Genomic DNA, 13,132 nt, shown 5'->3' on the forward strand with positions numbered 1-13,132 from the left:
ATGCCCGTCACCATCAACATCAACGGCCTCACCCTGTGCCACAAAGGCAGCCAGGGCCTCGTCCACAACACCTTGCCCGACGTGTGCAAAACCCCGGACGATGGCGACCCCATCCCCTACGAAAACGAGGCCTACTCAAAGGACCTCGTCAAGGGCACCACATCGGTGTTTGCCGACGGCGGCAACATGATCGCCAACCTCGGCTCCGAGTTCGCCATCTCCGTCTTCGACGAACCCGGCTCCATGGGCGGCATCAAGTCCGGCACCCATATGGCCGAGGCCGACTGGATCACCCACTCATTCGACGTCTTTTTCGAGGGCAAACCCGCCTGCCGACTCACCGACAAGATGTTCATGAATCATCGCAATACGGTGAGTTTGTGCGGCGAGCAGCAGGGTTTCCTCAACGAATCTGAATTCCACGACTGGCTGTGCAAGATGGCTTGTGAATGCTGGAACGCCCACAAAACAGACGGCCCCGAACCTCTCAGCAAAGGTCAGACCTTTCAGAATTGCCTTAACAAGAAAATCGAGGCTGAATGTTATGACAACGGCTATCCAAAGGATGACGCGAATGTCTGGCGAGAAGTACCATTCGACCGTGGTAGCGGCTGGGACATGATCGAGAGCGGAACACACCAAGGAAAGCCGACCGCAAACGTCATCCGTGGCAACAGCCGGCGTCCGGACCTCATCCAGTTCGGTAAGGACGGGATGTCGAAGATATTCGATGTCAAGTTCCCGACCGATCCGACGGGAAATGGGAACTTGGGTGCGGAACGAGAACGTGAATACAGGGAAATCGCCAAGAAGCACACGGGTGATCCCGATAACTTCAAAGAGTTCAACGTAGCTGACGAGTGCGGTGGCTGCGGTGACCCAAACCTGCAGGAAGCCACCGAACTCGCACCGATCGAAGTTTCAGCCAAAGCGGAGGCCAGTGTTGGCGATTACGCCGTGCTCGTCGGTCTGGGGGTCGCCACTATCGCCCTTACGTTGATCCCCTTCGATGGCCCGCTCGGTGAAGGCGCCGCCGGTGCCGGTTTCCTCGGCCAAGCTGCGCGCATGGGGATCAAATTCGGATTCTGATGGACGAATTTCAAGGAAATAATATGGCGCTCAGTAAAGAAGACATCCTCGCCTGCGAAGGCCATCCAACCCTGCTCGACCGCCTGGCCATTGCCACCCCTCGCGGCCAGCTCATGGCCATGTTTGGACTCGGCGCAGAACTCTATGTCGCCCCGTATGAGCGCCAACAGCTACGGCTGGACATGCTCGATGTGCAGGAGGACTACTACCTACGGTTCAAGGATCACATCGACCGTTGTCGCTTCCCCTCAAAAAAGAAGCCCGATGGGCAGATCATCAAACTGACGGGCGAAAACCCGTTTCCGGCGATCCGCGACGCTATGGGCGATTGGCCTTCTGATCGAGGCTATGCCAATGAGCTCCTCAAACGTTACGTCCACCCTGACTATCCCCGGGACGCTGGCAGAATCACCCCGTGGGAAAGCAACTTCCTGGTAGCAGCTGAACGGAACAATGAACTCTCGTTTTTCAGTAATCATCTACCGATCGGAGACGAACAAGAAGGACTGCATTTCGACACGCTACGCGAATGCGTACTTGCCTGGGCCACCCGGCTGAAGCCCGCCCACGGACAGGCCGGCTTTTCCGTCATCCTGGAAATCGGCTCCATCAGCGGCCAACCCTACACCTACGCCACATTGCAACGTCATCCTGGCCTGGACATTCATGTACCTGTTGCTTTCGTCATGGAAAGCGAGGGTATCTTCAACCGCATCAAGTCAGTAAACTGGCTCACCGTGCTCGGTGAGCCCATCCTCGAAGAACTCGGCGGCATCGAAGCCGCCCGGCGCGCGCTCGAACCGGACTGCACCCTGTACCCCTACCCCGGCGGCCTCCTCATCCAAGCGGGCCCCCTGCCCCAGCTTGGCGACACCCATCGCGGACTCATCCCGGAGCGTTACCGCAAGGTCGCCCAGTTCACCCGGCCCGTGCGGTTCGAGGCATATCGAAGCTCGCTGTTCAGGGTATTCGAGCCCATGGTCGGACGTGAAGAAGCCGTCAAATGGGTTCGCCGCTTCGACTGAACATGTCTGTCATCCCGTCAAAAGACTCCCTCGCCTGCGAGGGCCACCTTCGCGCCGCGCCGACTTCCGTATCTGGCAGAACAAGACCGTCCCCGACATCGTCAGCCAGGTGCTGGGCGAGAACGCCGTGCGCTTCGACGTGCGCCTGAAGCAGACCTACAAGACCTGGACCTACCTCACCCAGCACGGCGACACCGACTTCGAGTTCATCTGCCGCCAGCTCGAGCACGAGGGCATCTTCTTCTGGTTCGAGCACGCCGCAGGCGGCGAGACCATGGTGCTGGCCGACCACTTCACCATCCACCAGCCCTTTCCCGGCTACGCCTCGGTGCCCTTCTACGCCCCGGGCGAAGCCCGCGCCACCGAAGACCACTTCGATGCCTGGCGCCTCACCCGCCAGGTCGAGACCGGCCAGTTCGAGCACACCGACTACGACTTCACCAAGCCGCGCGCCGATCTCACCACCCGCTTCGTCGATCCCCGCGGCCACCTGTTCGACCAGTACCAGCGCTTCGCCTACCCGGGCGACTACACCGAGCTGCCCAACGGCAACAGCTACGCCGCCAACACCCTCGAGCGTCTGCAGACCGAGCAGGAGACCGTATTGCTCGAAGGCCGTGTGCGCGGCGCCGCCCCCGGCTACATCTTCAACCTCACCGAGCATCCGCGCGACGACCAGAACCGCGAGCTCTTGATCACCGCCGCCCACTACGACCTCGCCGACAACACCTACGAAGGCAGCGACACCGCCCAGGCGAGCCGTTTTCGGCTCAGCATCGAGGCCATGCCGGCCAACCGTCCCTTCCGCCCGCCGCTGGCCACCCCCAAGCCGCGCACCCGCGGCCCACAGACCGCCGTCGTCGTCGGCCCCCCGGGCGAGGAGATCCACACCGACCAGTACGGCCGCGTCAAGGTCCACTTCTTCTGGGACCGCTACGGCAAGAAAGACGGCACCGACACCTGCTGGATCCGCGTCGCCCAACCCTGGGCCGGCAGCCACTTTGGCGCCATCCACCTGCCGCGCATCGGCCAGGAGGTCATCGTCGATTTCGAGCACGGCGACCCCGACCGCCCCATCATCACCGGGCGCGTCTATAACGCCGAGCAGATGCCCCCCTGGGCCCTGCCCGCCAACAAGACCCAGTCCGGCTTTCTCACCCGCTCCTCCCTGGGCGGCTCCGCCGCCAACGCCAACGCCATCCGCTTCGAGGATCTGAAGGGCGCCGAGCAGCTGTGGATCCACGCCGAGCGCAACCAGGACATCGAGGTCGAACTCGACGAGACCCACTGGGTCGGCCAGGACCGCACCAAGACCATCGACCGCGACGAGACCACCCACGTCAAGCGCAACCGCACCGAGACCGTGGATGGCAATGAGACGATTGTCGTCCACAAGAACCGCACCGAAACCGTCGACGGCATGGAGTCGGTCACCGTCCACAAGAGCCGCAGGAAGACCATCGACCAGAACGAGACCGACCGCATCGGCAAGAGCTGGTCGATCAATGTCGGCAAGTTCAAGACCGAAACCATCGGCATGGCCTACATGCAGAACGTGGGCATGGGCCGCATGGAGAACGTCGGCATGGGCTACAGCCTGAACGTCGGCCTGGCCATGAACACCGTGGTCGGCATGAACCAGTCGGCTCAGATCGGAAAGAACAAATCGACCACCGTGGGCACCCAGTACAGCCTGAACGTCGGGGGCGGAGGGGGCGCTGCACCGGAGGCCATGTCATTTTCCGGCGCACCGGTCGGCGGCGCGGGCGGTGGCGGCAGCGGATCGAGCATCACCATGGATGCCGACTCCATCACCCTGAAGGTCGGCGCCAGCACCCTGGTAATGAAAGCCGATGGCACGGTCACCGTGAATGGTCATGACTTTCAGAGCACTTTCACTGGGGAGCAGGTCATCAAGGCCGATGGCAACATCACGATCAAAGGAGCCAAAATCCTTGAAAACTGACACCCTGCCACCCGATTCGACATTGCACGCGCAGCCAAACGAGGACGCTCCACTTGACCGCCTCCTGAGTCGGGCGACGACGCCTCGCCCACATCCAGACAAGGTCGAAGGCTTGAGTCTGGGCACCCTGGAAGCGCTGGACGCGTGCGGGAAAGCCCGAGTTGGGATCGACTGCTTCTCACTGACGAATATCCCCGCAGCCACACTGGTTGCACTTACCCCCGAGGATGTCGGTCGAGCGGTGGCACTCGGCTTCACCCATGGCGACCCACAACAACCGGTAATCCTGGGCTTCATGCTCGACGCTGCGCCCGCTTCCAGGTCGCTGCGTATCGACCGCAGCGGCGAACGCGTCATGATCGAGGCACAGAGCGAGCTGGAGCTCCGCTGCGGTGACGCCGTCATCTTGCTGCAGGCTGACGGCCATATCCACTTGCACGGGCGCTACATCACCAGCCACGCTGAGGCAGGGCAACGCATCCGCGGTGGCTCAGTGCAGATCAACTGACGCCGAAACCGATCCATGGAACTTGTCTGTACCTCCAAGCACCTTGTCAGCTCTATTGCCACGGCAATCGATGTAACGGGGCGCGAGCATCTGGTCATCGTTGCCAAGGCGAGTTGGCGTATTCCGGCGCCACGCCAGCGCCCCCGCCCCCTGCCGCCGCAACCCTTGGCAGTGGCCGATGCCTACCACGGCGTGCCCGGGCGCTCGGCCATGCGGTACTGCGATGACTTCGCGCGCTTCAAACCCCGCTGCGACGTTCTGTTCGATGCCTGTGCCCATGCGCCGTCGGGGCATCCCATCCGCCAACTGGATCTGGCCGTGCAGGTCGGCGCGCTCAATAAGCGGATTCGCGTCTTCGGCCCACGTAATTGGACACGCGGCCTGCTCGGACTCACACCATCCGAACCCGAGCCATTCATTCGCATGCCGCTGCATTTCGGCCACGCCTTTGGCGGTTCTCGCAGCTACGACGCCAACGGAAAAACGCTGACCGAGGCCTTGCTCACCAACCCCGACGGACTGGGCTGGGGAGGCCCCAACACCGCACGCGGGCTCGTCGGCGCGCCTGTGGCCAACCTCGAGCATCCCGACGACCAGATCAAACGCCCCGACGGGCCCAATCAACCCGTTGCGCTGAGTGCCATCGGTCGTCACTGGCAACCACGCCAAGGCTATGCCGGCACCTACGATGACGCCTGGCGCCGCGACGTCGCCCCCTTTCTGCCTGAAGACTTTGACGACCGCTTCCATCAGTGCGCCCCCGAGGACCAGCAGATCGACTATCCCCGTGGCGGAGAAACCGTCCGCCTGAACCATCTCGTGCCATCGTGTCCCGCACTCGCCTTCTCGCTTCCGCAGTTGGACGGAGTGAAGGTCCGCATCCTGCGTACCGACTACAGCACCGAGCAGATCGATGCCGTCGTCGACACTCTGTTCTTCGAAACCGACGCCGAGCGCTTCTCGGCCGTGTGGCGGGCCAGCAGCCCCATCCGGCGCCGCCTGCAAGAATTTGACACCATCGCCGTCGGGCCGATCGAACCGGAGTGGTGGCGCGCGCGCAGCCTGGGGCTGGACGATCACGGCTGCCCGGGCTGCGGGGAGACACCTGCATGACAGCACCGGCGCAATCCCTGCGTGTTTCAGCCAGCGGCATCTGTTGCGCGGTAGGCTATACGGCCGAAGCAAGCGCATGTGCCTTACGCGCGGGGCTCGACCATTTTCAGGAAAGCACTTTTGTAGCAGAAGACGGTTCGCCCGTGCGTATCGCGCGTCTGCCCGAAACAGATGTCTGGGGGGCGCCCCGTCTTGCTCGTTGGGCTGCACGGGCAATTGAGGCCTGCCTGGCGTCAATCGCGGCGACCGAGCGACACTCGATTCCCATTCTCTTACTGACGGCCTCACTCAGTCGGCCGATGAGCGAGGAGCGCGCGCAGTTCGAAACAGCTCGCGCAGCCCAGGCCGCACTCGACCACACGTCCCCCCCTCATTCCAGGATCATTCCAGGTGATCGCGCCGCCTTGGGCACGGGACTGACCCTTGCGCGCCGGCTTCTTGACCAGGAGCAGGTACCTGGAGTGCTCGTGGTCGGCCTCGACAGCTACCTCAACGCAGCCAGCATCAACCACTACCTGAGTGAAGAGCGCCTGCTGGTGCCCGGCAACCGTGACGGGTTCATTCCAGGCGAAGCCGCTGCGGCCGTATTGCTCGAACGTTCCCGTCCAGATGCATCGGGGCTGCACGTCATCGGCATCGGACAAGGCCAGGAATCCGGACGCCCGGACGGCAGCGTGCCGAGCCGCGCACAAGGCCTGAGCCACGCCATCCGCGAGGCGCTCGCCGATGCCGGAGCCGATGCTGCCGACCTCGAGTTCCGCCTGAGCGACCAAAACGGCGAAAGCTTCTTTGCCCGCGAGGCCGCCAATGCGCTGACCCGCATTGACGTTCCGGGGGGGCGCAAACGCCCCACGCTTACCACCGCTGACTGTACAGGCGAGATCGGAGCGGCCACCGGCCCACTCATGCTCGCCTGGCTCCACCGGCTGCTTGCCCATGCCGACGCACCGGGTCGCTGCGGCCTCATCCACCTCGCCAGTGACGAGGGCGCGCGCTGCGCGCTAGTCGTACGCCATCAACCCTGACAAGGACTCAAGCACCATGGAAACCCATGTCTATGCCAACGACGACGAGTTCTGCTCCCGCGCGGCCGACGGCATATCGACTGCCGCCTTTCCCGACCCATGCTGGAGCCCTCCCCCCGAAGACGCCGGCCCCGTCCTCGTTCCCTATGCCAATACAGCCTTTGCCCGCAACCTGCAGAACGGCACCACCACGGTGTTCGTCTGCGGCACACCCATTGCTAAGAAGGACGTCTCCTACCTCGCCAACAGCACAGGCAATGAACCGGCAACCTGGGCCTTCGAACGCGGGGACAGGAGCCATGTCATCACCGGCAAGGCCTACTTCATCGACTGGTCGCCCGACGTCAAGGTCGAGGGCCTCAACGTATGCCGTCATACCGACCCGATGACCCATAACCACGGCTAACACATGGCTGCCAATACGCCAACCAACTACTATCTCGACACGGAAGCGGTCAAGAAGGCCTGCAAGCAGGACTTCGACAAGATCGACAAGGCATGCAAACCCGAGCACGAGAAGTCCGACAAGAACAAGCACCCCGCACTCAAGAAGATGCTCGGTGCCAAGCGCGTTGCCGCCCTAGAGAGCATGGCCAACAAGGTCAAAGACAAGACAGGCTTCAAACCGGGCGCCGACAACGGCTGGATGTCGCATTGCGACGGACTATGGATCAAGCCCGGATCGAGCGAATTCTCTGCCGAGATGGGCGAGTTCAACGACCAGATCAGCCACATGGCCGATGACCTGGGCGCTGCGATCGACAGCCAACTCAAACCGCTGGTCGAAAAAGTCGGACAAGAGGTCAGGGACGCCGCCATGGAAGCGGCCAAGGACAAGGCCAAGAAAGCCGGCGTGCGTTCGGCCGCGCGGTGGGGCGTGGGCCTGGCCGGCGCGGCCGTCGGCGGTGTGGGCGCGATCGTCACCGAGATCGGCGCCACCGCCTGGAACATCTGGGATTGGGCCAGCACCGGGGTTGAGGCGGTCAAGCTCGGCGCCGAGGCCTACGGTGCGATCAAGGAGATGGGCGCCGTGCTCGACATCGCCCAAAAAGCACAGGGCGAACTGGCCGAGCTCGCCCGTAACGCCGCCTCAAAATCCCCGACGGACCTCATGGCAGACGGCATGGGCATCCTGTCGCGCCTGAATCCGTGCACCCGCGCCCGCCGCTGCAAGCTTGTGCCGTACAACAAGACCGGCACGCCCACCAGCATGGGCGGGGACGGCTGCTGCCCGGGCCAGACCGGTCACCACGTGATCCCCGACGAAGCGGCCAAGGACGCCTGCTCGAACTACTCACACGGGGGCGCACCCACGGTCTGCGTCGAGGGAGCCAATAACAGCAACGGCACCCATGGGAAGATTCACACAGCCTTGGATAGGAGCGTTCAGGACCACAAGGACGGAGGGGCGTTCGGAATCGGCGCCTCGGAGACCATCAGCTACGGAAAAATGCGCGATCTCGGCATTAAGAGCGTCCAGGCCACCTTCCCGGAATCCAAGTGCGACACCAAATGCCTTCGCGCCCAACTCGATGCCTATTACAAGAGCAAGTGTACCGGACCAATGCCGGCCAAATCCGGGGCTCCACAAAAGAAGGAAACCCCCTCAAAACCGAAACCCACAAAGTAAGCGAGGCACGACGACATGGTCATCACACCCAGTGACTACATTGATGTTTTAAAAGGTTTCACGATTACGGACTGTGCAGTAAGAAACAGAGATTGCTTCACTTTTTCGGCCCGTAACATTGAGGAATCGGCAAAAGCAAGCGCGATTTCCGAACAGTGGGTTGGCAAACGGTACGTAGCATTCTATCCAAACGACGAGAGCGACAGGCTTCTGTTTACGGGATTCAAGACCGGCTATGAGAGGATCCAAGTCGGCGCATCGCAATATCGTGAAAACAAGAGCATTTGTATCGATAGCTCCGGTGTTGTCTATTCAGCGGGCGGGGGGTCGGAGGAAGACGAAGCCCCGATCCCCAAGAGCAAAGACGGCCCTCTCCGGGGTGGCGTCCGCCGCATCCGCATGATTGACGGGATGCTGTACGTCGTGGGCGGCGCCCACTCCGCCTGCCGCCGGCGAGGCCCCAACGACTGGGAATCGCTGTGCCTCGACCTGCCGGTTCCGACCCGCAGAGACTTCGACAACGTCGATATCATCGAAAACATGGGTTTCAACGACATCGACGGCTTCGCCCCCGACGACCTTTACACCGTGGCCGGCCGCGGTGTCGTGTGGCATTGCGACGGCACACACTGGCACCAAATCGCCTTTCCCTCGAACATGCTGCTCGAATCGGTGTGTTGCGCCGGCGACGGATTCGTCTATATCGGCGCGCAGTCGGGCGCCCTCTTTCGTGGTCGTGACAAGCATTGGGAGATGCTCGAGCGCGGCAACATGAGCCTGCCCTTCAAGGACATCGTGTGGCATGCCGGACGCCTGTGGTGCACCAGCGACTACGGTCTGTGGACCCTCGAGGAGGACCAGTTGGTGCGCGTCGAGCTGCCCTCGGACATCGCCGTGTGCGCGGGCAACCTCTCCGCGGCCGACGGCGTCATGCTCATGGCCGGCGCTCACGGTGCCGCCTTTCACGACGGCGACGACTGGCAGCTCATCTTCAACGCATTCAAGATGGAACAGGCGCTCGGTCTGTGAGCCCGGTCGATCTCGCGCAGCGCGACGGCGGCTTCGCCGCTGCCGTCATCACCCCACTGGTCGAACGCCACGTGGGTGACGCCGCCTTCTACTGGACCCAGCACGACCGCTCGGTGCATTCGCCGCTCGTCGATCTGGCTGAACTGCGCCGCTTCGACCGCCTGCTCGACGCCCATCTGGACGGCGCCCAGGTGGCCGGGGAAACCGGCTGGCAGTTGGCGCTGGCGGCACTGGCGCGCTGGCGCGGGTCGGGTGAAGCATTTGTCTGCACGGTTCTCGCCCTCGGCGCGCGCGAGCCGGGTGTGCGTCTGGCCGCGACCTGGGCCATCGTCGAGCAGGCGCCCGAACGCATGCTGCGCGGCTTAATCGGCGGCTTGCTATGGGTCGAACCTCACCTCGCCGCGCCCTGGGTCGCACACTGGACGCTACCGCATACGCCGGTCGCGCTGCAGATCGCGGCGTGGCGGGCGCTCGCCCGAGCGCCCCAAACACTGCGAGGCGACAATCGCTTACTCGACGAGCAACTGGCAAGCCTGCTTGCCCACCCCGACGCACGCCTGCGCGCCACCGCTTGCCGCGCGGCGTACGCCTTCGGCCAGGTCTCGGCACTGCACACCTTGCTCGCCGATGCCGACACCGCAGTCGCAGCCGAGGCCGCTATCGGTCTGTCGCGAGCAGGCATGTCCGAGGGCGCAGGCTACTTGTGGCGCTCGGTCCAGCGGCTCGCCCAGGCACTGGCGCATCTGGGCGGCGCCGAGCGCGGCCGTGCCGAGCATCGTCTTGCCCGCTGGGTTCGCCACCTTGCGCTGATGGCGCCGCTCGGCCACCCCGACATCGCCCCCCTCATCGACGCGATGCCGGTGCGCCTCGGGCTGCTCTTCATCCTGCACCATGGCGACGGTGCCCTGCTGCCCTGGGTGCGCGACCACCTCGACGACGCCGAGGCCGCCCGTCTGGCAGGGTGGGTATGGTCTGCCTTGGCCGGGCGCGATCTCGTCGCCGAAGGACTGACACAGCCATCGCAGCCACACGCTGCCGCCCGGGAACGCCTCACCGACCGCCTCGACCCAGGCCTGCCGCTGCCCGACGCCGCCGCAGTGCGCGCGCAGCACCTCGACCTGCCGCAGGGGGTCGCCGGCCTGCTCGGCGAGACGGTGACACCGACTCGCCTGCCCGGGAACTTGCACAACGCCCCGCAGGCCCTGCGCTGGATTGCCGCTCGACGCATCGAGGCCAGCGGCGGCCCCCCCTTCGACACCCGAGCACACGCTCGTCTCCAATACGCCGCGCTCGATGCGTGGCTCGAACGCTGAGCGCACGATGAACCAGACCCCTCTCGACCCATGGAACGACGCCGCCCTGATTGCAGGGCGCCTGGGCTCACCTTATAACCGTTTGATCGTGGTGCTCGGCGCCGAAGCCTGGTGCGAGAAGTGCCGACAGTTGAGACCACATTTCGATGCGATCGCGCTCGACGCACATGAGCGCGAATTGATGTTGTGGCTCGATATCGAGGACCATCTGCCATTCATTGGCGACTATGTGCCCGCCTCTCTCCCCGAACTGTTGATCTATCGCGGCACCACGCTGGAGTACCGCCAGGTCATCGAAAGCAACCTCGACGCGCTCGATGCGGCACTGTCTGCCCCGCCGATGGCCGACCCCGGTCCCGACCCCGGCATCGCCAACCGCCTCGCGGCTCAGGACTGGGCACAGGCCATGTAGCGTGCCCACCCCACCCTGCGGGCGGCGTGATCGCCCCCAACGATTCGCGCGAAGGCCGCGCAGTCATCTGCCTGGGCGACATCCTCATTCGCCCTGCTATCAAACGCCACGGTCGCGCCGACTTCCGCATCTGGCAGAACAAGACGGTCCCCGACATCGTCAGCCAGGTGCTGGGCGAGAACGCGGTGCGCTTCGACGTGCTGTATTGACCCAGTGAATGGAAAATGGGTCATGGCAAGCGCCCCACCAGTGCTGTTGCCTCTGACGGAGAAGTACCATGCTGCTCGATTTACCAGAAGTGACGATCCTCCTCCAGGAATTGAGGCAAGAGTTCGAAGCGACCGATTTGAGAACTCTGTATTCTGCCTACCTAGACCGATTCAATTCGGTCACGGACTGGAAATTCTCATCCGGGGATTACTTTTCGCCCATTCCCTACGAGTCAGAGCGAATGGGGTTCTCATCTGATTTTTTGATCAAGAAAAAATACAAGAGCGTGGATGAGGCTCGCTGGCTGGGGAAATACTGCGCTGGTTTTGTCAACGGCAGACATGTCATCACGGTGCTTCCGAGCCAGAGAACAGTTAAAGCGCTACACGCCACCCTCTACGATGAAGCTGATTCAATTCTTGAAATGCACACTGTTTCGTTCAAGTGGATAGGCAAGCCAGAGAAAATGCAGTCTCAGGTGCGAGGTATTCGTAAAGTGATCTCAAGGCCCGATAACACGAAACTCGACGTGGTTGTGGGCCTCGCTGGCGCTTTCTCTATCAACCTGTATCAGTATTCAAAAGATGGCCGGCCTGTAAGCGTCCGTGCACTCTCCAAAGGATGGACGGGCGAAGATCAACTCGAATACCGCTACACCTCTGACGGTCGGCTAGACGAGATTACCGCTGGCGGCCCCATTCCTCTCTGGAAGCGGAAGAAGTAGCCTTGGAAAAGCAACGGTAGGTCTTGTAATCCTGCATGCCTGCGGGCAGCGCCCCGTGACCTGCTCCGGGCTTTTCGGACCAACTGAAACTTGAGAGGATGGCTTCCAAGAAGAAGGGAGAGCCATGCGCAAGAGTCGTTTTACAGAAGAACAGATGGTGAAGATCCTTCGGGAGGCCGATCGTTTGCCGGTCGCGGAGGTCTCGAAGAAGCACGGGGTGAGCGAGCAGACGATCTATACGTGGCGCAAGCGCTTTGGCGCAATGAACTCGGACGAGGTCAAGCGACTGCGGCAGCTGGAGACCGAGAACGCGCGGCTCAAGAAGATGCTGGCCGAGCGGGATCTGGAGATCGACGTGATGAAGGAGATCACGGCAAAAAAGTGGTGAGCACCTGCGCACGCCGAGCGCAGGTGCTTTACGCAGTGAAGCGAGGCGTTTCGCAGCGTCGCGCGTGCGCCTTGTTGTGCGTGTCGCGTTCGGCGCTGGGCTATGTGTCGCGGCTCGATGAGCGTGATCGCCCGCTGATTGGCGAGATGAGGCGGTTGGCAGCGCAGTACCCGCGCTACGGTTACCGACGCATCCGCATCTTTCTTCGTCGCGCCGGGCACCGGCTGGCCATGGCCGCATAGCTCTACTTCTGGCTGCCCTAGAAATGGGGGGATTACCACTCCTTTCTAGGTTAACACCTGAGCAGCTTTTCACTGGGTCAATACACCCAGGCCTTCCGCTACGACCCCACCGGCCGCATCCTCGAGGCCACCGGCCCCCGCCCCGAGTCCTTCGCCTTCGATCCGGCCGGCAACCTGCTCGACCCCATCGACCGCGCCATCGGCTACCCCGCCCTCGATAACCACATCGCCATGTTCGAGGATCTGCGTTTCGACTACGACGCCCACGGCAATATTACCTGCAAGCGCAACGCCGCCCTCTCCTGGAAACGGCACGACCGCTCGGGGCGTTCGCCGCTCGTCGATCTGGCTGAACTGAGCGGTCTGAGTCGCGCCCCCCATACCTCAAACTCAAAAACGAAAAAGCCGAAGCGGCGTACCCCACCGCTTCGGCGCTCTTCGGGATGCCGGGCCGCGAG

14 protein-coding genes and 1 pseudogene are annotated in these 13,132 nt (G+C 62.9%); 14 read left to right on the top strand and 1 reads right to left on the bottom strand.

From position 1 onward, the window contains the following. The 14 genes and pseudogenes from J5J83_RS07630 to J5J83_RS07695 form a co-directional block, all read left to right on the top strand. Positions 1 to 1,089 carry a DUF4150 domain-containing protein gene (locus J5J83_RS07630; protein ID WP_212347360.1) on the top strand — a complete coding sequence of 363 codons (1,089 nt, stop codon included), beginning with the start codon at positions 1 to 3 and terminating at the stop codon, positions 1,087 to 1,089. A gap of 23 nt (positions 1,090 to 1,112) precedes the next feature. Next, positions 1,113 to 2,114, top strand: coding sequence for a type VI immunity family protein (locus tag J5J83_RS07635; RefSeq protein WP_212347363.1), 1,002 nt, complete (start codon positions 1,113 to 1,115; stop codon positions 2,112 to 2,114). Beyond that, on the top strand, positions 2,077 to 4,080 hold the full coding sequence (gene tssI / locus J5J83_RS07640; RefSeq protein ID WP_212347366.1) for a type VI secretion system tip protein TssI/VgrG: 2,004 nt from the start codon (positions 2,077 to 2,079) through the stop codon (positions 4,078 to 4,080). Before J5J83_RS07635 ends, tssI begins: the two co-directional genes overlap by 38 nt. Further along, complete coding sequence (locus tag J5J83_RS07645; RefSeq protein WP_212347369.1) at positions 4,070 to 4,588, top strand: DUF6484 domain-containing protein; 519 nt, start codon at positions 4,070 to 4,072, stop codon at positions 4,586 to 4,588. The genes tssI and J5J83_RS07645 overlap by 11 nt, the downstream gene beginning before the upstream one ends. A gap of 15 nt (positions 4,589 to 4,603) precedes the next feature. Then, positions 4,604 to 5,701 carry a DUF2169 domain-containing protein gene (locus J5J83_RS07650; RefSeq protein ID WP_212347373.1) on the top strand — a complete coding sequence of 366 codons (1,098 nt, stop codon included), beginning with the start codon at positions 4,604 to 4,606 and terminating at the stop codon, positions 5,699 to 5,701. A gap of 299 nt (positions 5,702 to 6,000) precedes the next feature. Further along, on the top strand, positions 6,001 to 6,726 hold the full coding sequence (locus J5J83_RS07655; protein ID WP_212347376.1) for a hypothetical protein: 726 nt from the start codon (positions 6,001 to 6,003) through the stop codon (positions 6,724 to 6,726). 16 nt (positions 6,727 to 6,742) lie between these two features. Further along, complete coding sequence (locus J5J83_RS07660; protein WP_212347379.1) at positions 6,743 to 7,132, top strand: DUF4150 domain-containing protein; 390 nt, start codon at positions 6,743 to 6,745, stop codon at positions 7,130 to 7,132. A gap of 3 nt (positions 7,133 to 7,135) precedes the next feature. After that, the gene (locus tag J5J83_RS07665) at positions 7,136 to 8,356 is read left to right on the top strand and encodes an HNH/endonuclease VII fold toxin-2 domain-containing protein (RefSeq protein WP_212347382.1); all 1,221 of its coding nucleotides are present in this window, start codon (positions 7,136 to 7,138) and stop codon (positions 8,354 to 8,356) included. 15 nt (positions 8,357 to 8,371) lie between these two features. Next, positions 8,372 to 9,385: a hypothetical protein gene (locus J5J83_RS07670; RefSeq protein ID WP_212347386.1), complete on the top strand. Its 1,014-nt coding sequence runs from the start codon at positions 8,372 to 8,374 to the stop codon at positions 9,383 to 9,385. Beyond that, positions 9,382 to 10,698 carry a hypothetical protein gene (locus J5J83_RS07675; RefSeq protein WP_212347389.1) on the top strand — a complete coding sequence of 439 codons (1,317 nt, stop codon included), beginning with the start codon at positions 9,382 to 9,384 and terminating at the stop codon, positions 10,696 to 10,698. The genes J5J83_RS07670 and J5J83_RS07675 overlap by 4 nt, the downstream gene beginning before the upstream one ends. A 7-nt stretch (positions 10,699 to 10,705) precedes the next feature. Next, positions 10,706 to 11,110: a thioredoxin domain-containing protein gene (locus J5J83_RS07680; protein ID WP_212347391.1), complete on the top strand. Its 405-nt coding sequence runs from the start codon at positions 10,706 to 10,708 to the stop codon at positions 11,108 to 11,110. Between the two features lie 26 nt (positions 11,111 to 11,136). Beyond that, positions 11,137 to 11,319, top strand: coding sequence for a contractile injection system protein, VgrG/Pvc8 family (locus J5J83_RS07685; RefSeq protein ID WP_212347394.1), 183 nt, complete (start codon positions 11,137 to 11,139; stop codon positions 11,317 to 11,319). Between the two features lie 68 nt (positions 11,320 to 11,387). Further along, complete coding sequence (locus tag J5J83_RS07690) at positions 11,388 to 12,044, top strand: hypothetical protein (protein ID WP_212347396.1); 657 nt, start codon at positions 11,388 to 11,390, stop codon at positions 12,042 to 12,044. A 124-nt stretch (positions 12,045 to 12,168) separates the two neighbouring features. Beyond that, positions 12,169 to 12,653: pseudogene (locus J5J83_RS07695) on the top strand (transposase); the annotation flags it as partial. Between the two features lie 90 nt (positions 12,654 to 12,743). On the opposite strand, the gene J5J83_RS07700 reads toward J5J83_RS07695, so the two are convergent. After that, a complete protein-coding gene (locus J5J83_RS07700) occupies positions 12,744 to 13,055 on the bottom strand; it encodes a hypothetical protein (protein WP_212347399.1) in 312 nt (103 codons plus the stop codon). Positions 13,056 to 13,132: the final 77 nt, after the last annotated feature.

This window comes from Azoarcus sp. L1K30 (genome assembly GCF_018122735.1).
GTDB lineage: Bacteria > Pseudomonadota > Gammaproteobacteria > Burkholderiales > Rhodocyclaceae > Parazoarcus.

Excerpts from the sequence above, each read along its gene's own strand:
- J5J83_RS07630 (WP_212347360.1), top strand. The coding sequence starts at position 1 with ATGCCCGTCACCATCAACATCAACGGCCTCACCCTGTGCCACAAAGGC.
- J5J83_RS07635 (WP_212347363.1), top strand. The coding sequence starts at position 1,113 with ATGGCGCTCAGTAAAGAAGACATCCTCGCCTGCGAAGGCCATCCAACC.
- J5J83_RS07650 (WP_212347373.1), top strand. The coding sequence starts at position 4,604 with ATGGAACTTGTCTGTACCTCCAAGCACCTTGTCAGCTCTATTGCCACG.
- J5J83_RS07655 (WP_212347376.1), top strand. The coding sequence starts at position 6,001 with ATGAGCGAGGAGCGCGCGCAGTTCGAAACAGCTCGCGCAGCCCAGGCC.
- J5J83_RS07660 (WP_212347379.1), top strand. The coding sequence starts at position 6,743 with ATGGAAACCCATGTCTATGCCAACGACGACGAGTTCTGCTCCCGCGCG.
- J5J83_RS07665 (WP_212347382.1), top strand. The coding sequence starts at position 7,136 with ATGGCTGCCAATACGCCAACCAACTACTATCTCGACACGGAAGCGGTC.
- J5J83_RS07670 (WP_212347386.1), top strand. The coding sequence starts at position 8,372 with ATGGTCATCACACCCAGTGACTACATTGATGTTTTAAAAGGTTTCACG.
- J5J83_RS07680 (WP_212347391.1), top strand. The coding sequence starts at position 10,706 with ATGAACCAGACCCCTCTCGACCCATGGAACGACGCCGCCCTGATTGCA.
- J5J83_RS07690 (WP_212347396.1), top strand. The coding sequence starts at position 11,388 with ATGCTGCTCGATTTACCAGAAGTGACGATCCTCCTCCAGGAATTGAGG.
- J5J83_RS07700 (WP_212347399.1), bottom strand. The coding sequence starts at position 13,055 with ATGGGGGGCGCGACTCAGACCGCTCAGTTCAGCCAGATCGACGAGCGG.